Annotated in this window: 31 protein-coding genes and 2 tRNA genes; 18 read left to right on the forward strand and 15 right to left on the reverse strand. The window is 47.1% G+C overall.

Annotation, left to right across the window (positions count from 1 at the left end; all coding sequences use genetic code 11):
* Positions 1-64: 64 nt before the first annotated feature.
* Entirely contained in the window at positions 65-907 is an 843-nt protein-coding gene (locus tag JYB87_RS13940; RefSeq protein ID WP_207354076.1) for an HDOD domain-containing protein, read from the reverse strand.
* 359 nt (positions 908-1,266) lie between these two features.
* Between JYB87_RS13940 and trhP the strand changes: the two genes are divergently transcribed.
* Genes trhP through JYB87_RS13955 form a run of 3 tightly spaced genes read left to right on the forward strand, consistent with a single transcriptional unit; the run spans position 1,267 to position 3,149 of the window.
* A complete protein-coding gene (gene trhP / locus JYB87_RS13945) occupies positions 1,267-2,628 on the forward strand; it encodes a prephenate-dependent tRNA uridine(34) hydroxylase TrhP (protein WP_207354077.1) in 1,362 nt (453 codons plus the stop codon).
* 9 nt (positions 2,629-2,637) lie between these two features.
* Positions 2,638-2,889, forward strand: a complete 252-nt coding sequence (locus tag JYB87_RS13950) for a YfhL family 4Fe-4S dicluster ferredoxin (RefSeq protein ID WP_207354078.1) — start codon at positions 2,638-2,640, stop codon at positions 2,887-2,889.
* Positions 2,890-2,942: 53 nt separating this feature from the next.
* A complete protein-coding gene (locus JYB87_RS13955) occupies positions 2,943-3,149 on the forward strand; it encodes a hypothetical protein (protein ID WP_207354079.1) in 207 nt (68 codons plus the stop codon).
* Positions 3,150-3,201: 52 nt separating this feature from the next.
* On the opposite strand, the gene ltaE is transcribed toward JYB87_RS13955, so the two are convergent.
* The 4 genes from ltaE to JYB87_RS13975 form a co-directional block, all read right to left on the reverse strand.
* The gene (ltaE, locus tag JYB87_RS13960) at positions 3,202-4,215 is read right to left on the reverse strand and encodes a low-specificity L-threonine aldolase (protein ID WP_207354080.1); all 1,014 of its coding nucleotides are present in this window, start codon (positions 4,213-4,215) and stop codon (positions 3,202-3,204) included.
* A 167-nt stretch (positions 4,216-4,382) separates the two neighbouring features.
* Complete coding sequence (gene tpx / locus JYB87_RS13965; protein ID WP_207354081.1) at positions 4,383-4,961, reverse strand: thiol peroxidase; 579 nt, start codon at positions 4,959-4,961, stop codon at positions 4,383-4,385.
* Positions 4,962-5,016: 55 nt separating this feature from the next.
* Entirely contained in the window at positions 5,017-5,844 is an 828-nt protein-coding gene (locus tag JYB87_RS13970; RefSeq protein WP_207354082.1) for a mechanosensitive ion channel domain-containing protein, read from the reverse strand.
* A 248-nt stretch (positions 5,845-6,092) separates the two neighbouring features.
* Positions 6,093-6,638, reverse strand: a complete 546-nt coding sequence (locus JYB87_RS13975) for a DUF4136 domain-containing protein (RefSeq protein ID WP_207354083.1) — start codon at positions 6,636-6,638, stop codon at positions 6,093-6,095.
* Between the two features lie 169 nt (positions 6,639-6,807).
* Here JYB87_RS13975 and JYB87_RS13980 point away from each other — a divergent pair, with 169 nt between their 5' ends.
* The 4 genes from JYB87_RS13980 to ruvX all read left to right on the forward strand — a co-directional run bounded on the left by JYB87_RS13980 (position 6,808) and on the right by ruvX (position 8,637).
* Positions 6,808-7,128: a hypothetical protein gene (locus tag JYB87_RS13980; protein WP_207354084.1), complete on the forward strand. Its 321-nt coding sequence runs from the start codon at positions 6,808-6,810 to the stop codon at positions 7,126-7,128.
* 155 nt (positions 7,129-7,283) lie between these two features.
* Positions 7,284-7,613, forward strand: a complete 330-nt coding sequence (yciH, locus tag JYB87_RS13985) for a stress response translation initiation inhibitor YciH (protein WP_207354085.1) — start codon at positions 7,284-7,286, stop codon at positions 7,611-7,613.
* A gap of 22 nt (positions 7,614-7,635) precedes the next feature.
* A complete protein-coding gene (locus tag JYB87_RS13990; RefSeq protein WP_207354086.1) occupies positions 7,636-8,196 on the forward strand; it encodes a YqgE/AlgH family protein in 561 nt (186 codons plus the stop codon).
* Positions 8,197-8,217: 21 nt separating this feature from the next.
* A complete protein-coding gene (ruvX, locus tag JYB87_RS13995) occupies positions 8,218-8,637 on the forward strand; it encodes a Holliday junction resolvase RuvX (RefSeq protein ID WP_207354087.1) in 420 nt (139 codons plus the stop codon).
* 47 nt (positions 8,638-8,684) lie between these two features.
* Here ruvX and JYB87_RS14000 read toward each other — a convergent pair whose 3' ends face one another.
* From JYB87_RS14000 to JYB87_RS14015, 4 genes are all read right to left on the reverse strand, one after another.
* Complete coding sequence (locus JYB87_RS14000) at positions 8,685-9,254, reverse strand: glutathione peroxidase (RefSeq protein ID WP_207354088.1); 570 nt, start codon at positions 9,252-9,254, stop codon at positions 8,685-8,687.
* A gap of 70 nt (positions 9,255-9,324) precedes the next feature.
* Positions 9,325-10,422, reverse strand: a complete 1,098-nt coding sequence (locus tag JYB87_RS14005; RefSeq protein WP_207354089.1) for a hypothetical protein — start codon at positions 10,420-10,422, stop codon at positions 9,325-9,327.
* A gap of 128 nt (positions 10,423-10,550) precedes the next feature.
* A complete protein-coding gene (locus JYB87_RS14010) occupies positions 10,551-11,663 on the reverse strand; it encodes a PilT/PilU family type 4a pilus ATPase (RefSeq protein WP_207354090.1) in 1,113 nt (370 codons plus the stop codon).
* A 9-nt stretch (positions 11,664-11,672) separates the two neighbouring features.
* Positions 11,673-12,710 carry a type IV pilus twitching motility protein PilT gene (locus JYB87_RS14015; protein WP_207354091.1) on the reverse strand — a complete coding sequence of 346 codons (1,038 nt, stop codon included), beginning with the start codon at positions 12,708-12,710 and terminating at the stop codon, positions 11,673-11,675.
* 36 nt (positions 12,711-12,746) lie between these two features.
* On the opposite strand from JYB87_RS14015, the gene JYB87_RS14020 reads away from it, so the two are divergent.
* The 7 genes from JYB87_RS14020 to hemW all read left to right on the forward strand — a co-directional run bounded on the left by JYB87_RS14020 (position 12,747) and on the right by hemW (position 17,521).
* Positions 12,747-13,454: a YggS family pyridoxal phosphate-dependent enzyme gene (locus JYB87_RS14020; RefSeq protein ID WP_207354092.1), complete on the forward strand. Its 708-nt coding sequence runs from the start codon at positions 12,747-12,749 to the stop codon at positions 13,452-13,454.
* An 84-nt stretch (positions 13,455-13,538) separates the two neighbouring features.
* The gene (gene proC / locus JYB87_RS14025) at positions 13,539-14,357 is read left to right on the forward strand and encodes a pyrroline-5-carboxylate reductase (protein ID WP_207354093.1); all 819 of its coding nucleotides are present in this window, start codon (positions 13,539-13,541) and stop codon (positions 14,355-14,357) included.
* A gap of 22 nt (positions 14,358-14,379) precedes the next feature.
* Positions 14,380-14,931 carry a YggT family protein gene (locus JYB87_RS14030; RefSeq protein ID WP_207354094.1) on the forward strand — a complete coding sequence of 184 codons (552 nt, stop codon included), beginning with the start codon at positions 14,380-14,382 and terminating at the stop codon, positions 14,929-14,931.
* On the forward strand, positions 14,931-15,230 hold the full coding sequence (gene yggU, locus JYB87_RS14035) for a DUF167 family protein YggU (protein ID WP_207354095.1): 300 nt from the start codon (positions 14,931-14,933) through the stop codon (positions 15,228-15,230). The genes JYB87_RS14030 and yggU overlap by 1 nt, the downstream gene beginning before the upstream one ends.
* A gap of 68 nt (positions 15,231-15,298) precedes the next feature.
* Entirely contained in the window at positions 15,299-15,736 is a 438-nt protein-coding gene (locus JYB87_RS14040; RefSeq protein ID WP_207354096.1) for a DUF4426 domain-containing protein, read from the forward strand.
* Positions 15,737-15,785: 49 nt separating this feature from the next.
* Positions 15,786-16,388, forward strand: a complete 603-nt coding sequence (gene rdgB, locus JYB87_RS14045) for an RdgB/HAM1 family non-canonical purine NTP pyrophosphatase (protein ID WP_207354097.1) — start codon at positions 15,786-15,788, stop codon at positions 16,386-16,388.
* Positions 16,388-17,521 (forward strand): radical SAM family heme chaperone HemW, encoded by a 1,134-nt coding sequence (hemW, locus tag JYB87_RS14050; RefSeq protein ID WP_207356714.1) that lies wholly within the window; start codon positions 16,388-16,390, stop codon positions 17,519-17,521. The genes rdgB and hemW overlap by 1 nt, the downstream gene beginning before the upstream one ends.
* 422 nt (positions 17,522-17,943) lie before the next feature.
* Here hemW and JYB87_RS14055 read toward each other — a convergent pair whose 3' ends face one another.
* From JYB87_RS14055 to trmB, 4 genes are all read right to left on the reverse strand, one after another.
* Positions 17,944-18,885 (reverse strand): LysR family transcriptional regulator, encoded by a 942-nt coding sequence (locus JYB87_RS14055; RefSeq protein WP_207354098.1) that lies wholly within the window; start codon positions 18,883-18,885, stop codon positions 17,944-17,946.
* Between the two features lie 298 nt (positions 18,886-19,183).
* A complete protein-coding gene (locus JYB87_RS14060; protein ID WP_207354099.1) occupies positions 19,184-19,969 on the reverse strand; it encodes a YggN family protein in 786 nt (261 codons plus the stop codon).
* A 241-nt stretch (positions 19,970-20,210) separates the two neighbouring features.
* Complete coding sequence (locus JYB87_RS14065) at positions 20,211-20,534, reverse strand: 50S ribosome-binding protein YggL (protein ID WP_207354100.1); 324 nt, start codon at positions 20,532-20,534, stop codon at positions 20,211-20,213.
* Between the two features lie 26 nt (positions 20,535-20,560).
* Entirely contained in the window at positions 20,561-21,277 is a 717-nt protein-coding gene (trmB, locus tag JYB87_RS14070) for a tRNA (guanosine(46)-N7)-methyltransferase TrmB (RefSeq protein WP_207354101.1), read from the reverse strand.
* A 166-nt stretch (positions 21,278-21,443) separates the two neighbouring features.
* Between trmB and mutY the strand changes: the two genes are divergently transcribed.
* The gene (gene mutY, locus JYB87_RS14075; protein ID WP_207354102.1) at positions 21,444-22,556 is read left to right on the forward strand and encodes an A/G-specific adenine glycosylase; all 1,113 of its coding nucleotides are present in this window, start codon (positions 21,444-21,446) and stop codon (positions 22,554-22,556) included.
* Between the two features lie 3 nt (positions 22,557-22,559).
* On the forward strand, positions 22,560-22,838 hold the full coding sequence (locus tag JYB87_RS14080) for an oxidative damage protection protein (protein ID WP_207354103.1): 279 nt from the start codon (positions 22,560-22,562) through the stop codon (positions 22,836-22,838).
* Between the two features lie 526 nt (positions 22,839-23,364).
* Here the strand turns inward: JYB87_RS14080 and JYB87_RS14085 are convergent.
* The gene (locus JYB87_RS14085) at positions 23,365-24,369 is read right to left on the reverse strand and encodes a hypothetical protein (protein ID WP_207354104.1); all 1,005 of its coding nucleotides are present in this window, start codon (positions 24,367-24,369) and stop codon (positions 23,365-23,367) included.
* Positions 24,370-24,499: 130 nt separating this feature from the next.
* A complete protein-coding gene (locus JYB87_RS14090) occupies positions 24,500-25,669 on the reverse strand; it encodes an MFS transporter (protein WP_207354105.1) in 1,170 nt (389 codons plus the stop codon).
* A gap of 310 nt (positions 25,670-25,979) precedes the next feature.
* Here JYB87_RS14090 and JYB87_RS14095 point away from each other — a divergent pair.
* Together JYB87_RS14095 and JYB87_RS14100 are read left to right on the forward strand one after the other, a co-directional pair.
* Positions 25,980-26,055: transfer RNA gene (locus JYB87_RS14095), tRNA-Phe, on the forward strand.
* A 6-nt stretch (positions 26,056-26,061) separates the two neighbouring features.
* Positions 26,062-26,137, forward strand: a tRNA-Thr gene (locus tag JYB87_RS14100).
* Positions 26,138-26,178: the final 41 nt, after the last annotated feature.

Consider the following 26,178-nt stretch of genomic DNA (forward strand, 5'->3'; position numbering starts at 1 on the left):
TCTTGAGACCGCCCAAAGCCCCAAGAGAAAGATATACTCTAATCAGAATACCTTATATTGCCGTTTAGTGGTAACTGGCTTTAATCGAATGGTAATGATCTAAAAATTCTTCGCTGGCAAGATCATCCGGTGTGACAGGCAAGCCTTTGCTGACATAAACATCGAGACGTTGTTCCAGTTCAGTCCCCGCACGTAACTCGCCCACATAGAACGCCGCCGCCCGAATGAAGTCCAAATAGGTGACGTTTTCAGGTAGATAATGCAGGTCAGCCCAACGCTCCACCACTTCAGTGACTTCTGGGGCAAAATCCCAACTATTCAGTACCGCACGGCCAATCGGCCCTTGTAGTTTTCTCACCAGTGCCCGTAATTGACCGACACTGGTAAACAACTCTGGATGAGATTCCGCTTCAGTTAATACTGGCAAAGCACCTATGTTATGCACTAAACCCGCTAGGGTGAGCGTGTCATAGTTCAATGGTGATTGCTTATGCTGCTTTTTATACATAAGCAACATGGCGCAGGCGGCAGCCGTTACTTCAATGGAGGTGGTCCAGACTTCATCCATCACTTCCCACACCATCTCGTTAGTAGAGATGAATAGCTGCTCCATTGCCACCGAGGTCACAATTGATTTGATTTGAGTTAAACCGATCCGGCTTACAGCATTGTTAATATTTTCTGCTTTAATCCCACGGCTATACATGGCGCTGTTGGCAATTTTAATTAACCGTGCAGATATGGCGGCGTCTTGCCCAATCATCTCAGCAACTTGCTTTAAACTGGATTCAGGTTTTGCCACCACTTCTTGGACGCGAATAGCAACCTCAGGTAAGGTTGGCAACACTAAGGTATCGCTTTTCAGTTTCTTTAGCAGCCCGACCAATAGCAGGTGTTCTGTAGACATGCACGCCTCAAATAATTAACCGTTTGTTTTAACAATCGTATCAAGTATATCAGTTAACACTTGAACCCAAGGAAAGATAATCCAATCGCCCGTTGAATCCAATATTAAATATGTGGGATTTGACCCAACGCTAGATTTGATATTTTAACATCACTACAACAGAATTTTTAACCTAAACTACTCCGATAAGTTGCCGAATACCACTCACACTTACCTTTAGTAACCACCAGCTATATATCAGAGTAATTTAATCAACTTTTTGATTTGCATCACTTGACCAATCTTAAGTAAAATGCCGCGCCTGCAAAGCGATGTATTCGCCTAAATTGCAGCCTTATTCACGTCATTGAGAGAGTGTTATGTTTAAACCTGAGCTGTTGTCCCCTGCTGGGACCTTAAAAAATATGCGCTATGCCTTCGCTTACGGTGCCGACGCCGTCTATGCCGGTCAGCCGCGCTACAGCCTGCGGGTACGTAACAACGACTTCAAGATGGAAAACTTGGCCACAGGTATAGAAGAAGCGCATCAACTCGGTAAAAAACTGTATGTGGTGAGCAACATTGCACCGCACAACGCCAAGTTAAAAACCTATATTAAAGATATGGAACCTGTGGTGAGCATGAAGCCAGATGCGCTGATCATGTCAGACCCAGGTTTGATCATGATGGTGCGTGAAGCATTTCCTGAGCAAGTGGTGCACTTGTCGGTGCAAGCCAACGCCATTAACTGGGCGTCAGTGAAGTTCTGGGAATCTCAAGGTATCAAACGGGTGATTTTGTCACGCGAATTATCGCTGGATGAAATCGAAGAAATCCGTCAACGCTGCCCAGACATCGAGCTCGAAGTGTTTGTTCACGGCGCACTGTGTATGGCCTATTCAGGCCGTTGTCTGCTGTCCGGTTACATCAACAAAAGAGACCCGAACCAAGGCACTTGCACTAACGCTTGCCGTTGGAAGTATGACGTACACGAAGCCAAAGAAAACGAAACTGGCGACGTGATTGCGGTTAATCCAGTGCAGATTGAAAAGCCAACCTTAGGCGAAGGCCCAGCAACAGATAAAATCTTCCTGCTGCAAGAAGGCAACCGCCCTGATGAATATATGCCAGCGTTCGAAGATGAACACGGCACTTACATTATGAACTCAAAAGATCTGCGTGCTATTCAGCACGTCGAGCGTTTGGCTAAGATGGGCATCAATTCACTCAAGATTGAAGGCCGCACTAAGTCGTTCTACTACGTTGCTCGTACTGCGCAGCTGTATCGTAAAGCCATTGATGACGCGGCAGCGGGTCGTGGTTTTGACCCGAACCTGATGTTACAGCTTGAAGGCTTGGCACACCGTGGCTACACCGAAGGTTTCTTGCGTCGTCACGTCCATGATGAATACCAAAACTATGATTATGGTTATTCTGTCAGTGACAGCCAACAGTTCTGCGGTGAACTGACCGGTAAGCGCAATGCCGCAGGTTTGGCTGAGATCGACGTGAAGAACAAATTTGGTGTTGGCGATAGCGTTGAACTGATGACGCCACAAGGTAACATCAGCCTGACGATTGAAACGTTGGAAAATCGTAAGGGCGAGCAGATTGATTGCGGTCCAGGTAATGGCCATACCGTTTATCTGCCAGTGCCAGCAGAAGTGGATCTAACCCACGCAATTTTGCTGCGTAATCTGACCGAAGGTCAGGATACCCGCAATCCGCATCAAGCTGGTTGAGATTGATAAATGGCGCTGTTAATTGACGATAGCTGCATCAATTGCGACATGTGTGAACCTGAGTGTCCCAATCAGGCAATTAGCATGGGCGAAGAGATCTATGAAATCGATCCTGAGCGTTGCACTGAGTGTGTCGGCCATTATGACAAACCGACCTGCGTGTCGGTCTGCCCTATCGATTGTATTGACAATGATCCAAATCGCGTTGAATCTGAAGACGAATTATTGATCAAATATGCCAAACTGACGGGGCGCTTATAAGCCCCCTTGTCATCTTGGCAGTTAATGACGTAAGCAAACAAGGAGCGTGCCCCATGAAAACATTCCCTCTGTTAGGCCTTGTAGCAATAGTGTTGTTAGCGGGATGCGCCGAGCTGAAACATGCCGGGAAAGATGTCGGTGAAGCCACTAAAAAAGCCACCACAGCCATTGGTCATGCCACCCGAGATGTGACCCGCGATATCGGCCACGCTTCGCGCGATGCTGTCAACACGGTGAAAGAAGAGATCAAAGAAGACTGATCTTGCCATACTGAAGGTGAGCAACATCATTGCCCACCTTTCAGTCTAAGCCCTAAGGTAAACGTGAAAAAAATGCCTTACAAACGTTTACCACCAGCTGCACATCAGCACTCGACACATCTTTGTGGGTGACCAAACGCAACTGCTTGGCGGCTGAAATCAAAATTCCCTGTTCATACAAAGTTTCCACCAGCGATGGCATTAACTCAGGTGAGATCTGCACAAACACCATGTTGGTATGCACTTCTATGCCCGCTGCCAGTTCATCAATTTCAGCCAATCCCGCCGCCAAGGCAGCCGCATTTGCATGGTCATCGGCCAAACGTTCAACTTGCTCAGTTAAAGCGATTTCCGCAGCGGCGGCCAAAATGCCCGCTTGACGCATGCCTCCGCCAAGCATTTTACGCCAGCGACGTGCACGGCTGATAAAGTGCTCATCACCCAATAACAGTGACCCCACAGGGGCACACAAGCCCTTAGACAAGCACACCGAAACAGAATCAAAATGTTGGGCAATATCAGCGATTTTAAGCCCTTGCGCCACCGCAGCATTGGCGATTCTGGCGCCATCCAAATGGATTTTTAAGCCATGATAAAAGGCCAACTGCTGTGCTTCCGCAAGGTAGGACTGAGGCAATACTTTACCACCAATGGTATTTTCCAAACTCAGCAGCTTAGTGCGGGGAAAGTGAATATCATTTGGCTTAATGGCTGCGACCACTTGATCAAGCGGCAGTGTGCCATCAAGGTTATTCGCAATAGGCTGCGGCTGAATGCTGCCCAACACTGCAGCGCCACCGGCTTCATATTTATAGTTATGTGCCTGCTGACCACAGATATATTCATCGCCGCGATCACAATGAGACATCAGCGCCAGTAGATTGGCCTGGGTACCTGAGGTAGTAAATAGCGCATCTTCAAACCCTAGCATTTCAGCTGCGCGCTGCTGCAAGCGGTTCACACTGGGATCATCCCCATATACATCATCACCGACTGGGGCATTGGCCATGGCTTTGCGCATCGCCTCAGTAGGTTGGGTAACGGTATCACTTCTTAAATCAATCATATTCTTTAGCCAATGACTCATTGGAATAACGGAGAAGAGAAACGCCACTCTACCTGCTGCGATTTTGACTGTACAGCCGCAGCGCGGTTGAGGCTGTGCGGCAACTACAAGACATGCTGAAGTGCTTCGCGACAGGATAGAAAAAAGCGCCATCAACGGCGCTTTTTTTAACGGCTTACTTGGCTTATTTTGGCTAACTCAGCCAATGCCTTGTCGTAATCGGGATGCTGCGATACATCACTCACCAGCTCTTTATATTGCAGTTTACCTTGGCTATCGATGATCAAAATCGCTCGCGCTAACAAGCCCATATTGGGGATTAATAAACCATAGTGCTTGCCAAAATCTCGCCACACTGAATCAGATAGCACTTTGATTTTATCCACGTTTTCTACTTTGCAGAAACGCTTCTGGGCAAACGGTAGATCTTCACTGATGGTAAGCATCACCACATCGTTGCCGAAGTTAGCCACCTCTTTGTTGAAACGCTTGGTTTGCAGGGCGCAAACACCAGTATCAAGGCTAGGCACAGCACTAATCAGCACGGTTTTGCCTTTAAAGTCAGACAGTGAGATAGGACTGAATTTATCGTCCACGACTTTGAACTGCGGGACTACAGCCCCTACAGTCGGTAGTTCGCCGGCTAAAGTTACCGCCTTGCCGCCTAACACAACTTCGGCAGCCAAGGCCGAGCTTGATAGCCACAATCCAGCAGCAATGGCTGTAACCGTTTTCCAATGTTTCATTGTTAGCTCCTTACATAGCACAAGGCTGGCAAACGCCAGCCTTGGTGAATATCAGTTACTTGCTGACCGCAGGTAACTCTTTAACATGAATATCCATCTGTGGATAAGGAATACCGATGTCATTTTCATCAAAGGTCAGTTTAATTTTTTCCAGCAGATCAAAACGTGTCGCCAGAAAATCCGCTGAATTAACCCAAGGGCGCACCACAAAGTTAATGGACGAGTCGGCTAAGTCATTCAACCCAACGGTGTACGCAGGGTCTTTCAAGACTTTTTCGTGATTTTCGAGAATATCGATCAACAGCTGCTTGGCCTTTCTGATATCCGCATCGTAGGAGATACCAATCACCAAATCCAAACGACGGGTGGGCATCGCTGAGTAGTTAACAATGCTGCCATTCATTAATGATGAATTGGGCACAGTGATCACTTTGTTATCAGGCGTTTTTAAGCGGGTGGCGAAGATGGTGATTTCATCGACAGTACCAGCAACCCCGGCGGCTTCAATGTAATCGCCGGCTTTGCAGGGACGGAACATCACCAGAAGCACACCTGAAGCGAAGTTTGATAGTGAACCTTGCAGCGCCAAACCTACGGCCAAACCGGCGGCACCGAGCACAGCAACGAGAGACGCTGTTTGAATCCCAAGCTGACCTAGGGTGGCAATAATGGTGAAGGTAAACACCACTGCCCAAGCTAAGTTAGCGACAAAAAATGAAACGGTTTTATCTAATTTACGACTCAAGACATTCACGGTAATGCGCTTTGCCAATGCGGCCAGGTATTTACCGATAAAAAAGATAATAAGCGCCAACACAACCTTTAAGCCGTATGCCATCACTAAATCAGGCAATTGCTCGATATAACTTTGTAGATTTTCCATTCTCATGCTCCTAATGAATGCAGCAGTCATCCAGGTTGAATATCCGATGTTCAGTACACGTTTAACAGCAGCCCTAAGTTACCGCTAACAGGACAAAAATTCACCTTAAAGTCATTGCTACAGGGTAATTTACCTAGCGCTTATTAAACCCTACTTTGGCGTGAATAAATACCGAGAGAATGTGGGGATATAAAACAAAACGGCGAGTCATCATGCACTGATCACTCGCCGTTTTTATAACAGCTAAATTAATTAGCTTTAGGCGGGAAGTTTTCTAACATCGCTTTAGCGGCATCATTTACTTTGTCGATTCGCTCTTGCGGAGTTTTGTAGTCACGCACGATATTCTTCGCGGTACTACGCCAAATCAATTGATGGGATTTAGCGTCGACTAAGTCCAGCAATAAGTCACCAACGTCATATTCCCTCACTTGAGAAATCGATGGGCCGCCCCACCAACCGCGATAACCAAAAGGACCATAACCGAAGTTAGCGTTCAGGGTATCAACCCGCGCTTCCTTATTGACCTTAGTAAAGTAGTTCACCATCAATTGCGCATCTTTGGCCTCTACTTTAACAAATCCCTTTGCCAACAATTGCTCGTCGACCGCTGCTCGCACGCGTTGTGCTAACAAGCCATCTTTTTCATATTCACCCTGACTCACTTGGGGTTCAACCCAAGCATAGGTTTTATATTGAGAAAAGTTAGTGCTTGGGTCGTAATCCCACCCCGGACGCACTGCGGCGCAGCCTGCCATGATTAACGCTACTGCGGCTAACATAAGATATTTCATAAAAATCACCTAGTTACTCTGCATTACAGTTGCACTCCATAACAGCTTACCCCTAGCTCAACAAATCTACAACCGCTATTAAGTGTCGAATAATTTCAGTAAATGACTTGCTATTCTAAAATTTTAAATGATAATTATTATCATTAATAGTTCAACAGAGATATCGGCGATGACATGGCTAATTTGTTTATTTATTGTCGGCAGCATGGTGTATTTGATTACGCCCCAAAATGCCGCTGACCACACGCAGCGCGCCATGTTGGGGCTCAGTGCAATCTCTCAGCCGAAACTGCTGATGCTATTGCCATTAGTGATACTGGTGTGGCTGGCAATCAAAGCCTTTGCGATGCCATTTTCCTTCTATACCTTAGCGGCAGTAAGCTTTGTCACAACCTCTATTGTACTGCTGGTACCTCGGTGGCGCATCGCCATCCTGCCGTGCGCCTTTCTATCGCTATTTTCGGCGCTGCTCGGCGTAGTTTGGGGCTAATCCTTTTCAATTTTTACATCTTACTCCCTGCACATTTGAGATGACCATGCCGCTTCAATCCGAGCGGCTTTTTGTTATTAGCATTTGCCGCCAAGGTGCGGAAAGCACAGCAGTTCTGCTAAAATCCAGCAAACAAGTAGTAGAAAGGAATATCCATGCGAGTAGATCCCAACGTGTTGCTGGTATATAGCACTGACAGAGGCCGTATCGAGCAAGAACAAGCGCCGATAGAAGTACCTCAAGGCGATGGCATTGTGCGAATTCACCGCGATAGTAAAGGCCGAAAAGGCAAAGGCGTATCCGTAATTAGCGGATTAGGCTTAGATGCGGACGAACTTAAAGCGCTGGCGCAAAAACTCAAAAAGCAATGTGGTTGTGGTGGTACAGTAAAAGACTTTACTATCGAAGTTCAAACTGACAACCGCGAGCAACTTAAAACCTTGTTGGAAAAACAGGGTTTTAAAGTCAAACTCGCCGGTGGTTGATACGCAAATTGCAGGAGCTGTTATGGATAGTTTGCAGAATCACTTCTTAATTGCGATGCCATCATTAAACGACTCATTCTTCGAGCGTTCACTGATTTACATCTGTGAGCATGATGAAAAAGGCGCGATGGGCATTATGGTCAATCGCCCTATTGGTGTCGATGTAGAAGAGTTGCTGGCACAATTAGATCTGCAAGATGAACGGCACCTAGCTCCATCGCTGGAAAATCAAGTATTGGTCGGCGGCCCAGTTAATCCTGAACGCGGTTTTGTACTGCATAGTAGCCAAACCCATTGGGTTAATAGTAATCCGATTACCGATGAGCTAATGCTGACCACCTCACGCGATATCTTAACCTCTATCGGCACCGACAAAGCCCCAGAACATTTCTTGGTAGTGCTAGGTTATGCCGGTTGGAGCCGTAATCAGCTCGAAAAAGAACTGGCGGAAAACTCCTGGTTAACCATTCCAGCTACTCCAGAACTGCTGTTTAGTACCCCTTTTGAACAACGTTGGGAAAAAGCGACCCAATCCCTCGGTTTTGATTTGTGGCAGATGTCATCAGATATTGGTCACGCTTAAAACGCAACTACAAGGTTTTACATGTCACGCACAGTGTTAGGTTTTGATTTCGGTACCAAAAGTATCGGTGTTGCCATTGGCCAAGAGATCACCGGCAGCGCCCAGCCACTAAAAGCGCTCAAAGCCACTGATGGCGTACCCGAATGGTCACAAATAGAATCGCTCTTAAAAGAATGGCAACCGGATCTGGTCGTCGTTGGCTTACCCCTGAATATGGATGGCACCGAGCAAGAGATGACACAACGCGCCCGTAAATTTGCCAATCGTATTCACGGTCGATTCGGAGTTGCGATTGCCACCCAAGATGAACGGCTGACCACCACGGATGCACGCGCGCGGCTATTTGAATCCGGCGGTTATCGTGCCTTATCTAAAGGCCAAGTCGACTCGGTATCCGCAGTATTAATTGTTGAAAGTTACTTTGAAAACTTTTACCAATAAAAACAGCGGCTTTTTGCCGCTGTTTTCAATTATATCACGCTAAAGACTTAGTTCGCTTCAGCCGCTAATAGGGCTTGAATCGCCTTATTAAGCTCCTCGCTATCGGGCGTCACCCGCGAATTAAACTGTTGCACTTGAGTACCATCACCGCTCACTAAGTACTTATAGAAATTCCACTTCGGTGCAGCCGTCTTCTCATTGAGGTACTTAAACACTGAATTGACATCACTACCACGCACCGCGGAAGTCGCCAGCATGGTAAAAGTTACCCCGTAATTGATGTAGCAGATTTTGGCCGTATCCTTCTCATCATCTTCCTCTTGAAAAAAGTCATCAGAAGGAAAGCCGAGCACCACTAGCCCCTTGTCGGCATATTGTTTGTGCAGCGCTTCAAGCCCCTTAAATTGCGGTGTAAAACCACAATGACTTGCGGTATTGATGATAAGCACAGGCTTACCCTGAGTCAGCTCACACAAATTGACCGTTTGCGAGGAATGCAATTTACGCATTTCAACATTGAGATAAGCGGGGCACTCGGCAGCGTAACTCACGCTACCGAGTAACCCAAATAGCACCAGCAAAAATTGCCCAGAGAAGCGAACATATCGAGTTAACATTTGACCATCCTAAGTCTGACGTTGATATCACCCATATTACGCAACTTTTGCCGCAACAGATCAGCCAAGGTTAGAAATATAAGCCAATGTTGATATTTAACCGTGAATGCCAGCTGTTATCGCCTTCATCAATACCGATACCGGGACCATTAGCAAACCACATATTTTTGCCCGCAATCCAATCGACGTAGGTATAGAACTTACCTGCAGTTAGCACACAACCTGTGACGTTTTGAATTGAGTTGTCCAATCCCTCACCCGAGGCAGCCATGTAGGTAAAGTCGTTATAGCAATTGATGTTGGAGATTGGCCCCCAAGACACATCCATACTACGAGCTAAGTTAGCGCTATAAACATCCGATTTAGAAGCAATTTCGAATGGATAAGCAAAGGCTGACATCGCCATGCGATCATCTGGAAAGTCGTAATCGTAACGCACATATTGCAGCTGCGTTTGCCACTTATGCCAATCCATCTGCCAATGCACCGCTACGGCGTAGCCATCGGTATCTTCACCGTCGACGGCATTTTCACTCGGCACATAATCAAACTGATTCCATTGCAATGAAGCACCCAGTTTATGGGTCGCCTCACCAGTGCTAAGCAGTTTTTCGACTCGAGCGTTTATCTGCCCAGCTTCTTCATACGGAAGTTCTGGCGTGGTGGCTACGTCAAACGAATAGCGCTTTACACGACTACCGTCACCGTATTCATCATTGGCAAAATAGGCCAGATCATAACGCCAACCATCAGCATCATGTTGCCAATGAATACCTGCGTCATAATCGTCTTCAAAACCAAGGTAATAAGTTCCACCGAACCAGAAAGAGTGAGAAGTGGTTGGTAACAAGCCAAATGGCACCTGAGTAATCCCCAGTTTTACCACATCCTGCTCAGAGAATTGATAACCCGCCCATGCATGGTGCACCACTTCCTGATCTTTGTACCAACGGTATTGTGCGGAAGCGAGTAACTTGTCGCTTTTGTAATTCACATCGATGCGAAAAAGTTCGAATTCAAACTTTGCATTATCATCATAGTCTTTCCAACCGTAGTTGAGACGTACTGCGCCGCCAATATCAAGCTCATCAGTAACAGGCACAGCATTCGCAAGACTAGAGCTAAATAGCGCCACAAACACTCCCCACTTAATGGCATGAATTTTCATCATATTCTCCCAGTGGTTAAAATTTTGGTGCAAAACATTAGCAAATTTTAGTTTGAATTCGAAACTTAAGCTGATGATTTGAACATAATTCAAACAACAACTGTTCATCTCATCAGCTTTTGCAGCGATTAATCCATGTCGAGGGTAATACCATCCATTGAGCCAGAGGAACCAGCGTTGCCACTTTCCAATTTGATCATCAAACGCAAATCGTTTGGTGAGTCAGCATGGTGTAGCGCATCAGCGTAAGTAATCTCACCATCTTTGTAGAGTTTAAATAACGCTTGGTCGAAGGTCTGCATCCCCTGCTCATTCGACTTTGCCATGACCTCTTTCAACACATGCAACTCATGGCGTTGAATAACGCTAGATACCCGTGGTGTGTTGATCAAAATTTCAATCGCTGCTCGACGACCACTGCCATCCGCTTTTGGCACCAACTGCTGCGCCACAATGCCGCGCAGGTTTAAGGATAGGTCAAACAACAGCTGTGCGTGTTTATTTTCTGGCACCAGATGCATAATCCGATCAAGCGCTTGGTTAGCGTTGTTGGCGTGCAATGTCGCCAAACACAAGTGACCAGTTTCTGCGAATGACAAGGCAAATTCCATGGTTTCTTGGCTACGGATCTCACCGATAAGAATCACGTCCGGCGCTTGGCGCAATGAGCTTTTCAGCGCTGCATCAAACGAATCAGTATCAATCCCCACTTCACGCTGCGTCACAATACATTTGTTATGTTGGTGCACAAATTCCACGGGGTCTTCAATAGTCAGAATGTGGCCTTTACTATTGGCGTTACGATAGCCAATCATCGATGCCAGCGAGGTAGATTTACCGGTACCGGTCGCCCCCACCATGATCACCAAACCACGCTTTGCCATCACCAGATCTTTGAGGATCGGCGGTAAATTCAGGTCTTCCATGGTGGGGATTTTGGTTTCGATACGGCGTAACACACAACCGGCGGCTTCACGTTGCCAAAACGCGCTGACACGAAAACGCCCTAAGCCTTTAGAGCCAATCGCAAAGTTACACTCTTTGGTCTCATGAAACTGCTGCTTATTCGCAGGCGTCATCAGAGATTCCACAAACTCTAGCGCTTGCGCCGCAGTAAACGGGTTTTCAGCTAACGGGCGCAATGCACCATCAACTTTGGCACTCGGGGGAAAACCAGCCGTGACAAACAGATCCGACGCTTTACGTTCAACCATCGCTTCCAGAAAGGGTTTGACGTCCATAGCGACTCCTTAGAAATTAACCTGCTTGTTAGAACTTTTTGATAACGCATCTTCGCGGGTAATCACTCCTCGATTCACCAACTGCTGCAGACTTTGCTCCAGCGTCTGCATCCCGTGCGCCATACCCGTTTGGATGGCAGAATACATCTGCGCCACTTTATCTTCACGGATAAGGTTACGGATTGCTGGCGTACCAATCATGATTTCGTGCGCAGCCACACGGCCACCGCCGATTTTCTTAATCAAGGTTTGCGAGATAACCGCCTGCAGCGATTCTGACAACATGGTACGCACCATGTCTTTTTCGCCCGCTGGGAACACGTCAACCACACGGTCAATGGTTTTGGCTGCTGAGGTGGTGTGTAAGGTACCAAATACTAAGTGACCGGTTTCTGCCGCTGTCAGTGCCAAACGGATAGTTTCCAAGTCACGCATCTCACCCACTAGAATAACGTCAGGGTCTTCACGCAGGGCGCTACGCAAGGCAGCCTCGAAGCTCCAAGTGTGACGATGCACTTCCCGTTGGTTAATCAAACACTGCTTGTTTTGGTGCACAAATTCGATAGGGTCTTCAATAGTCAGAATATGGTCGTGGCGATTGTCATTAACGTAATCGATCATCCCCGCCAAAGTGGTACTTTTACCAGAACCTGTTGGTCCCGTTACCAGCACCAAACCACGTGGATAGGAAGAGATTTTCTTAAAGATGTCAGGCGCACCTAACTGCTCTAAGGTTAAGATATCAGTAGGAATGGTACGGAATACCGCGGCAGCGCCACGAGATTGGTTAAACGCGTTCACCCTGAAGCGCGCCAAGTTTGGCACTTCAAACGAGAAGTCGATCTCGAGGTGTTCTTCATAGTCCTTACGCTGCTTATCATTCATGATATCGTAAACAAGACGATGAACGTCTTGGTGCGTCAACGCAGGCACATTGAGCTTTCTCACCTCACCATCGACACGTATCATAGGTGGTATGCCTGCAGAAAGGTGTAGATCCGACGCTTTGTGTTTTACACTAAAAGCCAATAATTCAGTGATTTCCATAGCTTGGTATATCCGTTCAACCAAAAAGATAACAACATGACAACAATAGCAGACAGACTGGCACTAGCCCAGCAAAGGATAGCAGCCGCCGCTAAAAATTGCGTACGAAATCCCGAAGAGATCCAACTGCTTGCCGTCAGTAAAACCAAACCTATTGAAGACATTTTAGCAGCCTACAACGCTGGGCAACGTTACTTCGGTGAGAACTACGTTCAAGAAGGCCAACAAAAGGTTGAGGCACTACAGCAAACGTGTCCAGATATTGTGTGGCACTTCATCGGGCCACTGCAATCCAATAAAAGCCGGATTGTGGCGGAATATTTTGATTGGATGCACACAGTAGATCGCGCCAAAATCGCTGAGCGCCTCAATAGCCAACGTCCTGCGGATAAAGCGCCGTTAAATGTCTGTATTCAAGTCAATATCAGCGGCGAAGATAGCAAGTCTGGCGTGATTGATAAAGACAGCATGTTGGCGCTGGCAAAACAGATTGCAGCCCTGCCAAATCTGAACCTGCGCGGCTTGATGGCGATTCCAAGCCACGCCGATGAAAATCAGTTGGCAGAGGAGCTTTCTACGATGCAGCAACTCTTTGCCACCTTGAAACTCGGCTACGCCAGCGTTGATACGCTATCGATGGGCATGAGTGACGATTTAGAGCTGGCGATTGCCAACGGCTCAACCATGGTACGTATCGGCAGCGCGATTTTTGGTGAGCGTGACTATAGCGCCAAAGCGAATTAATCCCCTTGTATTTAGCCGCTTGCGCCCAAATACTATAAACAGTCCACCCCGTGTGGCGCGTTACAACCAACAAAAGAGGAAAGCATGACTTCTAACAAAATCTGTTTTATCGGTGCCGGCAATATGAGCCGCAGTATTATCAGCGGACTGGTGAACAGTGGCTATCAACCTGAATTGATTGAAGCAACCAACCCTAGTACCCCGAAACTTGATGCACTGAAAGCGGATTTTGCGATTAACACCAGCAGCGACAACAGTGCCGCCGCCGCGCGAGCCGATGTGATTATTCTGTCGGTCAAACCGCAGTTAATGCAGCAAGTGTGTGAAGCCATGTCTGGCGTCGATTTCTCCAACAAACTGATTATTACCATTGCCGCCGGTATTCCTGCCGCACGCTATCAAGATTATTTCGGCCAGCCCATCCAACTGATCCGTGTTATGCCAAACACTCCAATGCAAATTGGTGCTGGCATGTCAGGCTTATATGCCCCAGCCAATATCAACGATGAACAAAAAGCGATTGCCGAAGTCATTGTCAAAACCGGTGGTGATGCGGTTTGGGTAGACGACGAACACGGGCTTAACCTGGTGATTGCCTTGGCGGGGAGCTCTCCGGCCTATTTTTTCCTGTTTGTTGAAGGCATGGTAGACGCCGCGACCCAAATGGGCATGGATGCAGAAAAAGCGCGCCAACTGGCGCAGCAAGCCGCATTTGGTGCGGCCAGAATGTTGATTGAAAATCCGCAACTGTCGGCGGCACAACTGCGTCAGAATGTGACCTCTAAAGGCGGCACCACCCATGAAGCCGTTGAAACCTTCAAGCAAGGCGATCTACCCGGATTAACCGCCAAAGCGATGGCAAACTGTATCGCCCGCGCTGAAGAGATGGCGAAACAATTTTAACTACTAAGAGACTCGACTCGAAATGACTGATCCATTTACTTTTTTAGTTAGCACCATATTCGACCTGTACTTAATGGTTGTGATCCTGCGGATCTGGATGCAGCTTGCACGTGCCGATTTCTACAATCCATTTAGCCAGTTTGTGGTGAAAGCAACCCACCCGATTGTGAAGCCATTACGCCGCGTGCTGCCATCAATTGGCAACCTCGATACCGCGTCCGTGGTGCTGGCGTTGGCCGTGGTGATCTTAAAAATTGTGGCACTGACATTAATTGCTGGCGCACAATTTGATATCGTCGCCACACTGCTTTTTGCGGTGGTGTCGGTGTTTAAACAAGCCGGTGTATTGCTGTTTTATCTGTTGATTATCCGCGCCATCATGAGCTGGGTTAGCCAAGGCTCAAACCCATTTGAATATGTGCTGTATCAACTGACTGAACCATTCCTCGGCCCAATCAGACGTATTATTCCGCCAATGGGTGGCTTAGATTTATCTGTGCTAGTGCTGTTTATTTTGTTGAACTTCCTCAACTTACTGCTTGCGCAGCACGTACCTTATTGGGCTATTGCTTAATGAGTTCAACGCAAACTGCCGTCATCATGGAGCAGCAAAATTTGCTGCTCCGTGTTTATGTGCAGCCAAAGGCCAGCCGCGATCAGTGGTGCGGTCTACATGGCGATGAGATGAAGTTAGCCATTACCGCGCCGCCGGTCGATGGCAAAGCCAACCAACATATTGTTAAATTGCTCGCCAAGTCGTTTAAGGTTGCCAAAGGCCAAGTGCATATTCTCAAAGGAGAACTCGGCCGCCATAAACAGATCAAGATTGAGTCGCCGCAGCAATTTCCTCAAGAAATAGCCGCACTACTTTGATGGGTGCGATGGGAATTCCGCCGTTAGCTGGGTATAATTTAGCTGAGTCATCAACCGATTGAGACCCCATGAGCCGTTCCTGCATTACCGCCCTATTGTTATGGTTAACCGCCCTCGTCTTGCCAGCCCATGCTGAGCAAAAGCTTCAGGTGGGTCATTACGATATCCATTACTCGGCGTTGCCCAGTACCTTTATCTCCCCTTCTGTGGCGCAAACCTACGGCATTCAACGCAGTCGCTATCTGGCGCTGGTTAACATTGTGGTGATGGACATGCGCCAAGCCAACGGCGTGCAGATCCCGGTCGAAATTAATGGCATTGCCACCAACTTACTCGAAGCACGCTTTAAGCTAAAATTCCGCGAAATTAAAGAAGGCCAGTCAGTGTATTACATTGCTCAACTGCCCTATCGCGATAGTGAAGAGATCCATTTTCATCTCTCCATCAAACACCAAAACGAATTAAATACTAAGCTGAATTTCAGTCAGCAGTTTTTCAACGATTAACCCTGTTGGGGGCGATAGCGCCACCAACTGCACCGCAGGAAATCCCACCATGCAGAAGTTTGTTCTGGCCAGCGGCAACAAAGGCAAGTTAAAAGAATTTGCTGAAATGTTTGCTCAATACGATATCGAAGTACTGCCACAAAGCGATTTCGCTGTGGAAGAAGTACCAGAAACAGGCACCACTTTTGTGGAAAACGCGATTATTAAAGCGCGTCACGCCGCCGCTGCGACTGGCCTGCCAGCCATTGCCGATGACTCAGGTTTAGAAGTCGATGCCCTGCAAGGTGCGCCCGGCATCTATTCCGCCCGCTATAGTGGTGAAAACGCCACAGCAGTCACCAACTACACCAAGCTGCTCGACGCGCTGAAAGACACCACTGCAGCGCGTACCGCACGCTTCCAATGCATTTTGGTTTACATGCGTCACGCCAATGACCCAACCCCCATCATCTGCCAAGCAGCGTGGGAAGGTGAAATTGGCTTTGAGGTCAAAGGCGACAACGGCCACGGCTATGATCCAATTTTTATTCCGCAAGGCATGCAGCAAACCGCCGCAGAAATTAGCAGCGAAGTGAAAAATGAACTGAGCCATCGCGGCAAAGCATTAGCCATGTTGCTAGACGCCTTTAAAGCGCAGGGGATTATCGCTTGATCAGCCAATTGCCACCGCTGAGCCTTTATATCCACATTCCGTGGTGCGTGCGTAAATGCCCTTATTGCGACTTCAACAGTCATGCGCAGAATGGAGAAATCCCGCAAGCGCAGTACGTGGATGAGCTACTCAAAGATTTGGATGCTGATCTGCACTGGGTACAACAGCGGCCGCTGCACAGTATCTTTATCGGCGGTGGTACACCGTCACTGTTTGATGCTGCCCAAATTAAGCGCTTGCTTGATGGAGTGGCCGAAAGAATTCCATTTGAAGCTGATATCGAAATTACCATGGAGGCCAATCCAGGCACTGTCGAACATGATGATTTTAATGCCTATCGCGCTGCCGGTATCACGCGCATTTCGATGGGCGTACAAAGCTTTGCGCCAGATAAGCTCACGATTCTTGGACGCATTCATGGTGGCGATGAAGCCAAAAAAGCTGCTGCTTCTCTGGCAAGTGCCAACTACAACAGCTTCAACTTGGATTTGATGCACGGCTTGCCGGATCAAACACTGGCGCAAGCCATGAGTGATATTGAAACGGCAGCCTCTCTCAATCCGCCGCACCTATCTTGGTATCAACTCACTATTGAGCCAAATACCCTGTTCCACAGCCGCCCACCGGCATTGCCAGACGATGAAGCGCTGTGGGATATCTATCAGCAAGGGCAACAAAGATTGCAAGCGCTGGGGTATCGTCAATACGAGATCTCTGCCTACGCCAAACCCGGCTTTGAATGTCGCCACAACCTCAACTATTGGGAGTTTGGTGACTATTTAGGGATTGGCTGTGGTGCCCACGGTAAAATTACCCTGTTGGCTGAGCAGCAGATCCTTCGTAGTGTCAAAGTGAAGCACCCCAAAGGCTACCTCGCCGGAGAACATCTCTACCAAGTGGATGAAGTCCTCGCTGAAGATAGGCCGCTGGAATACTTAATGAATCGACTAAGGTTGATGCGCCCAATTGCCAAAGCGGATTTTGCTGCCAGAACTGGCGTTGCCCCTACGGTGTTGGATGAGGGAATGCGAGAAGGTGAACGTAACGGCCTAGTGCTAATCACCGACCAACACTGGGAGCTGACCGACAAAGGCCATATGTTCGTCAACGAGCTGTTGTCTTACTTCTGCTAACAGCGCCATTCTTCGCAAAAGCTCATTTCGCGACAAACAGGCAAAAAATACCCCGTTAGCAAACGGGGTATAACCACATCAGGATATCGGTTTAAATGCCGCGCTTTGCCGTGGTTAACCAAGGTTGTTAAACCACTCACTCAGCCCAGCAAAAGATTCGGATTGCAGTAACTGCAAAGACCTTCGCACTACGTTAAAGGGGTCATTTCAACGTAGCCTTGTGGAGATCCCCACCCAAATCAAGCCTTGTCATTGTAGTAAGTCAGTTGTTTACTGCAACTGCGTTAGCTGTATTTTGTAATCAAGGTCAAAAAACATTTCCCTTAATTTACACATTTAAAAACAAGATGTTGATTTGTCGTACAAATTTATTTTCTACAGAAAATCCGATTAAAAACACTCAAATTTTTTGTTTTTTCGCACTACTTACGCTTGGCGAAAATATCAGTGAACTTATCGTCCCATACTGGCGGAGTGCCGATATGTTCTTTAATAAACTCAATGAACGCACTGACCTTAGGCGCTAAGTGCTTACGGCGAGGGTAAACCGCCTGCAATGGCAGGTGGTTGACTAACTGCCAGTCAGTCAACATCGGCACTAACTTGCCTTCGGCAATCTCGTTTTCCAGCAGATAGGTGGCCATATACACCACGCCCAAACCGTTAACGGCCGCAGTTTTCAGTGCCGGTGCGTTATCTACACGGAAATTGCCCGATACACCAATTTCACAGTAATCATCGCCACGCTTAAATTGCCACACTGAGTGCTCATGCCACTCACCGTGATACACCAAGCAGTTGTGTTCAACCAATTGCTCTGGGCGCTCTGGCACACCATGCTTAGCGATGTAATCAGGCGAGGCTAACAGCAAGAACTGACATTTCATCAGTGGGCGCGCCACCATACCTAACGGCAGTTGCTCAGACATGGTCAACAGCAGATCTAACCCTTCGTTTACCACATCCACCTTGTGATCAAGCAAGCTAACTTGCAGCTCAAGCTCAGGGTGACGTGCCATAAACTCAGGTAACGCAGGAATGATATGCGCCGTACCAAAGGATTGAGAGATACCAAGCTTCAACACACCACGGGTGGCGTCGTTAAGATTGTGCACGCTCGCTACGGCCTGATCAGCGCCGCGCAATAGCTCTTCGCCTTGCGCATATAACAGATTACCCGCTTCGGTCAGACTCAAACTACGTGTAGTACGTTGAATGAGTTGCACACCCAGTCTGTGCTCCAAGTCAGCCACTTGGGTACTGACTTTTGACTTAGAAATTCCCAAGCGACGAGCAGCGGAACTAAAACTTCCGGCACGAGCGACATGAGTGAAAATAGCGATGGGTTCCAATAGTTCTAGCATTGAGTCGCCTATAGCTGCTTTATTCTTGTTGATGATTCGCTGAACTGTCTTTTACGAGGAAAAGTGATCGACCCGAACGGGCGGATTGTACGGCTCAGAGAATAATTGTATCGAGAATAAAAAAGTATACCAACACTTTAGTGACTACTCTAATGGTCTAATACGATAAATTGCAGATTTGATCCGAAAAAAAGCCCGCATTCAGGTCATGAGATGCGGGCAAAGGAAGGTTCGTGGATGAACCTGTCTCAAGGAAGAGGGGGTTAAGCCACTTGCGTCAGCGCTTATTGCGCCTGACTTAGTGACGCTTTGAAATCAGGGTGTAGTCTTCTAACTCAGGGATCTGCTGTTGCACTTTGGCTTCTAACTTTTGCAGCTCGGCAAAGCTTTCACATAATTCATCGGCGTTACGTTCAATCTCGCTTGAGCGAACTTCCATCCGCGCTTCAATGTCGTCGCCCAAGCGCTCCATTTTCTCGCCGAAAGCTTCCATCTTTTCTTCAAAGCTGCCGCCATCGCTGTTAATCATGCTTTGGCCGATATTGACCATGATGTTGCCGATAGAGCTCATCACCACCTGCTCAATATCATTTTCAAACTCATCACCAAAGACTTGGTCTAGCGAGTCATCAGAAGCGCCAATGTAGTACACATCACCGCGTTGATAGGCGGCATCATTAATGCGTTGATGCAGTTTTTCCAGCGCGCCATTCAGCTTTTCAGTGCCGCTGTCGCCCAATAAAGGCGTCAATGAGCTGCCCACAGCATCGGTGGCCAAATCCATCGCGTTATCCAGCAAAGTCACCACTTTGGGGATCTGCGCTGACAAACCTGTACGGTAGTCTTGCAGCAGCTGTTGTTGCTTGTGATTCAATGACACCTGTTTGCCGTTTACAAATAGCTTGTCGCCATCGATGCGGTACAGCTCGTTGTTCTTTTCCGCGACTCGCAGCTGTTGTTGTTGCAACGTCACGTCATAGTTCAACGAGATATTGCAGCTATCGTTACCGTGATAAACGGCAGCCTGCGCCTGCCCGACAACCATTACCCCTGTTAACGCCAATGCAGATACCAAAGTTTTCATCGTGAGTCCTTGTTGTGCTCTTCGCTGTTGATGCTTTGATATAGCAGAAGCCGTGCCAATTTTTAACATACTGTTTTTAAAAGATTTAAATTCAACTGATATAAATAAGCTAAAGATGATTAGCGAATTGCACCAGTTTTTGGTGAATATGACGAGCGACACAAGATGCAGCTTAAGCAGATCAAATAGGCAATAAAAAAGCAGCGTAGTAAACGCTGCCTTTTAGGAGATTACGCGGGGATTAACTCCACCAGATATCGTATAAATCGGTCACGCTGACTTCCAGCACGTTTTGGCTTTTCCAAAACGCCTCAACCGCTTGGCGGTCTTCGTCGCTGCATTTACCGATGCGTTGGGTGGCTACAATACCGTCCCACACCCGATGACCACCACCATGGAAGCCCAGGCCACGCGGCTCAATCACCTGCTCGATAAAGGTATCTACCTGCGCGTCGATCTGTTCTTCACTAATATCATCAGGAAAACGCCAAGCTACATCAAAGCCCAGTTCCTGAAACTCATCAACACGCAATTTTTTACGTAAACGACGACTGCGAATAGCCATGAGCAAATTCTCCGATTTTAAGAAGGTTATTCAGTGCGCTCAAACATCAAATCCCACACACCATGTCCAAGACGTTGACCACGTGCTTCAAACTTTGTCAGTGGACGATAATCCGGTCTTGGCACTACCGTACCATCAGGTGATTGATTTTTATAGCCCGGCGCTGCATTCATTACTTCCAGCATGTGTTCGCTGTAGTTTTCCCAGTCAGTCGCCATATGGAACACGCCGCCCACTTTTAAGCAGCTACGTACCAACTCCGCAAATTCTGGCTGCACAATACGGCGCTTGTGGTGGCGCTTTTTATGCCAAGGATCAGGGAAGAACAGCTGCACCCGTGACAGTGAACCATTAGCAATTGCATTTTGCAGCACTTCAACCGCATCGTGGTGATATACGCGCAGATTAGTCACACCCGCCTCTGCAGCTGATGACAAACACGCGCCAACACCTGGCTTATGTACTTCAATACCGATGAAGTTTAATTCAGGGGCAGCCTTGGCCATCTCAACCAAAGAGGCGCCCATACCAAAACCAATCTCCAACACAGTGTCGGCTTCGCGGCCAAACACTTGGGCTAAATCGATGGTCTCAGCGGAATACTCCAACCCCATGGTTGGCCAGTTTTGTTCAAGCGCTTGAGCCTGACCTTTAGTCAGTCGTCCCTCGCGCAATACAAAGCTTTTGACTTTACGCAGGTACTTGCCTTCTTCATTGAATTCAGCAGTAGTCACTTCGCTCATTTTTGCTCCTGTCAACGGACAGCCATGTGAAAAGAATGGGCATTATCCAAACTTCAACCTGCGGTGCAAGTACTACCGCAGAAAAAGTATACCAGCCACACTTTTAATCGCGCGCCTAATGCAGATTTGCTTGTGCAGCCACCACGCCAAAGCTACACTGGCGCCCATGAATACCGCCCCTTTTTCTCAGCGCATCATCGACTGGTATCGGCAGTTCGGCCGCACCACCTTGCCATGGCAACAGCATAAAACCCCTTATAAAGTATGGATAAGTGAGATAATGTTGCAACAAACTCAAGTTGCCACCGTTATCCCTTACTTTGAGCGTTTTATGGCCCGCTTTGAAAGCGTTACCGCACTTGCGAACGCCGACATAGATGAAGTGCTGCATCATTGGACCGGACTAGGCTATTACGCCCGTGCCCGCAACCTGCATAAAGCCGCAGTGATTATCCGCGATAAATACCACGGTGAGTTTCCTACTCAATTTGATGAGGTGGTCGCCCTCCCCGGCATTGGTCGCTCTACTGCGGGCGCAATTTTGTCGCTGGCCAGCGGCCAACATCATGCAATTTTAGATGGCAACGTTAAACGGGTATTGGCGCGTCACCACGCTGTGGCAGGTTGGCCGGGATTACCCAAAGTTGAGCAACAGCTGTGGCAGTTAGCAGACAACCTTTCGCCCGCTGAACATATCGACCAATACAATCAAGCGATGATGGATATTGGTGCCACATTATGTACCCGCAGCAAGCCCGCCTGTGAACGTTGCCCAGTGGCATTTGATTGCCAAGCGCAGCGCCAAGGCAGACAAAAAGATTTCCCAGAGAAAAAGCCAAAAAAGACCATTCCGGTCAAAAATGGCTTTTTATTGGTGCTGCGCCAGCAACAGCATGAACAACAGCAAGTGTTACTGCAACAGCGCCCGCCAGCGGGAATTTGGGGCGGCTTGTGGTGTTTCCCAGAATTTAGCACTGAGGCTGAACTCAAGGCTGCCGCCGCGAAAATCAATGCTGCTGCAAGCTTGCATCCACTGCCCGCATTTCGGCATACCTTTAGCCATTTTCACTTTGATATTCAGCCAGTGTTGCTAAACATAGCTGCAGCTGACAACGCCTTCAGTGAAACCATGCTAATGCCGCAAGCTGGCAATGCCGTCATGGAAGCTAAAGCCACTCTCTGGTATAACTTAACGCAACCATCAAGGGTCGGGCTGGCCGCCGCAACTGAGCGGATTATTGCCAGTCTTCAGACCGCTTCAATCAAGGAGCTTGAATAAATTATGGCACGCACAGTTCATTGTGTTTATTTCAACAAAGACGCCGACGGGCTGGATTTTCAACTTTACCCAGGCGAGTTGGGTAAAAAGATCTTTGATAGCATCAGTAAAGAAGCTTGGGCGCTGTGGCAAAACAAGCAAACCATGCTAATCAACGAGAAAAAGCTCAACATGATGAATCCAGAGCACCGCAAGTTGCTTGAGGAACACATGGTCGCATTCCTGTTTGAAGGTGATGAAGTGCACGTGGAAGGTTATGTTCCACCAAAAGATGAAGAGTGATTTTTCTCTTTTTGTAGCGCGTAGCTCAAAGTGACAAAAGGCCCTTGATGGGCCTTTTTGCTGCCTACTAAATTCGCTGATGTACGTTCATAAACGTTAGCTGAACTTAATGCTGAGAACCGTTGTGGCTGATACTTTGGGCGAAATATAAGCCAAGTGACCTACAAAAGGTTTCAGAGCTAACCGAATCCTCCACAAATTCGGATAATTATTTCACAGGACAATTTACTAATGATGTAACATATTTACCCGCAAGATTAAGTTTAAAAATAACCTTGTCTGAAGAAAAAATAAGGATAACGTTATAATTCAACCTCAAAGAATATTTACGCCAGAACCAATATCCTTTTACATTTCAACAGGAAAAAAAGCACCAACACCACCAACTGTGGATGGAGGAACTAACACCTGTACTGATCAAGAGAAAAATAGTTTTAGGACGATTTGTACTTCAGATATAAACACGGAGTCGCCATCTTATTCCGATTGTGTTAGATGTAGTTTGTTAACATAAAACAAACTTAATTTATTTTTTAAATGCAGCTTCATATAATTCACTAACTTGACTAGGAGTAAAATTTATTTTGGAGAATATATTCATTTTAGGTCCATCTTTTTCTACTAAGTCCCATTTTTTAGTTTTTATATATTGATAAGTAAGTTTCTCAAGTGTAACAAGTAAAGCATTATTTAACACCCTCATATTCCCCTTACCCATCTCATCTAACTTGTCAGTTTCTTTTTTAAATTTTAGGTAAATGGCTTTTTTCGCTTCTAAATCGCCATTGATGTATGAGTCCCATAATTGGTTTTGTTCAAGTACAATCTTTTGGTTTTCTTCTTCAGATAATGGCATATGTTTATATTTTTGATCTTCAAATACTTTTAACGTATAAACCATTCCTTTAATTAATTTTTCTTCTGAGGTTTGTAGTTCTTTTAAATTATAGGCCCAATAAGCACGACCAATTCCAAAATAAATACTTTCAATTTGTGGTTTTTTTTTAAAAACCTTACTACTAAGAGCATCTTCTGAGTTTATATGATGAATTATAGTTTTTTCAAGTAATCTATAATCAAATACTTTAGTTTTATCTCCAACATAAATTTCAGCAAGATCAGTATTTGCTTGTCTGCTAAATTCTCCTGCTGAAATATAACCTTTAATTTTATTTTCAATAGCCTGGGGACTTTCACTAGACTCGTTTTCAAATCTATATGCAAAAGAAGGTTTTTCTTTAGCAACTTTTTGTTCAAGTTGGTTTTCTTTTAATTTTTGAGCTCTAAGAGCAAGTTCTTGCTCTTTTAATTTTAGTTCTTTTGCTTTTAATTTAAGTTCTTGTTCTCTATTTTTAAGCTCCATCATTTGAAGCCTTGCTTCTAACTGTGCTGGTGTTTCTTGAGTTTGCACTTGTTGTGTTTGGCTATTTTGTTCAGAAGCTGAACTTAACCCATCTTGCGCGTTAGTGGCTGCTGTTGCAGCGCTCATTATCCCGCCCTGCAGGGCAAGTAGCACAATAGATCGCCACATAATTAGATTTCCTTGCTAATGCTAATTTAATATTGAACAAAATATACACAGAAAGCATATTTTTTGTATCCGTTAAGGTCACACTTCTCAGCTGCACATACTAAAACGCACAAGCATAGTGCTTCGAAAATTAATTGCGCTGCGTCATTCCCAAAAAGCTGATACCGACAAGTGAGAGCACAATCCCGCCGCTGCACACCGCCAACCAGCCTTGCCATTGATAGAGGATGACCGAGATATAAGACCCCAGTGCGCCGCCAGCAAAGTAGCTGGTCATATAGCCTGCGTTTAGGCGGTTACGGGCTTCAGGCTGCAAAGCATAAACTACGTTCTGGTTACTGACATGCGCCATCTGCACCGCCAAATCGAGCAGCACAATGCCGATGATTAAACTGAGCAGTGAATGGTCAGCTAACAACAATAGCCCCCAGCTGATTAACCCAGCAATCCATCCCACCCAACTGCCAATGCTGCCTTTACCTATATCGGCCAATTTGCCTGCCCATTTTGCTGCAGCAACGCCAGCAACACCGGCAATACCAAACAAGCCGATGACCGCATCAGAATACTCATACGGCGGGTTAGCAAGCAAAAAGGCCAGAGGCGTCCAAAACAGGGTAAACATGGCAAAGCTAAGCGCCCCTAAAAACGAGCGCTGGGCGAGCACAGGTTCGGTTTTAAACAGGGAAATCACCGAACTGAGTAACTGCTGATAGGTTAACGACACTTGGGGCTGATATTTAGGTAGCGATCGCCACAACGCCAAGGTGCAGATCAAAATGGCGACAGCGGCCACCCAATACACCGCTTGCCACGACAGCAAAGATGAGATGGTGCCAGCCACTACACGGGCGAGCAAAATCCCCAGCAACAAACCGCCCATCACAGTGCCAACCGCTTTACCGCGCTGTTCAGGCGCCGACAAGGTGGCAGCCAGCGGCACTAATACTTGCGCCACCACCGAACACGCGCCCGTTACCGCGGTACCCACAATCAGCCAACCCACTGTGGGCGCTAAGGCATTAACAAACAAGCCCACCGTTGCCAGTAGCATTAACAGCACAATCATGTAGCGGCGCTCAACCAAATCGGCCAACGGCACCAGAAAAAACAGCCCGAGCCCATAACTTAACTGTGCGGCGGTGACGATACTGCCCGCCATTGAGTGCGATACATTTAACGCTTGCGCTATGGTGTCGAGCAAAGGCTGCACGTAGTAGTTGTTGGCCACGGCTACACCGGTGGCAATGGCCATCAATAAAATGAGTTTGGGAGAAAGCGTGCTGGTTTCAGGTTGCATATACGTCCTTGGCAAGATGAACTGGAAAAGCGCCGTTTGCGAATCCCGCATTATGCGCTTTTATGGCTACATCAGAAAGGCGTGATACTGGCCACCAACAGTATCAATGGCGTTAACAAGCTAAGAATATGGCGTTTTTGGGTGACTTTGGTGCTTAAAAACGCATTTTGTGCATTAACTAAGCGAATAAAACCTTGGAGATAAAAAAGGGCTTGCGCCAGTAAAATGTCCTGCTATATGATACGCACCACTTCAGCGGGACAGGATGTTGTGTGACTCGCTAAAGTAATGACTGATAAAGAAATCAGTTGCCCGAATAGCTCAGTCGGTAGAGCAGCGGATTGAAAATCCGCGTGTCCCTGGTTCGATTCCGGGTTCGGGCACCACTTGATGCCGGCATAGCTCAGTTGGTAGAGCAACTGACTTGTAATCAGTAGGTCCCGAGTTCGACTCTTGGTGCCGGCACCATTTTTAAGGCCACTTTTAAGTGGCTTTTTTTATGTCTAAAA

The organism is Shewanella avicenniae (genome assembly GCF_017354945.1).
Classification (GTDB): Bacteria; Pseudomonadota; Gammaproteobacteria; order Enterobacterales; family Shewanellaceae; genus Shewanella; species Shewanella avicenniae.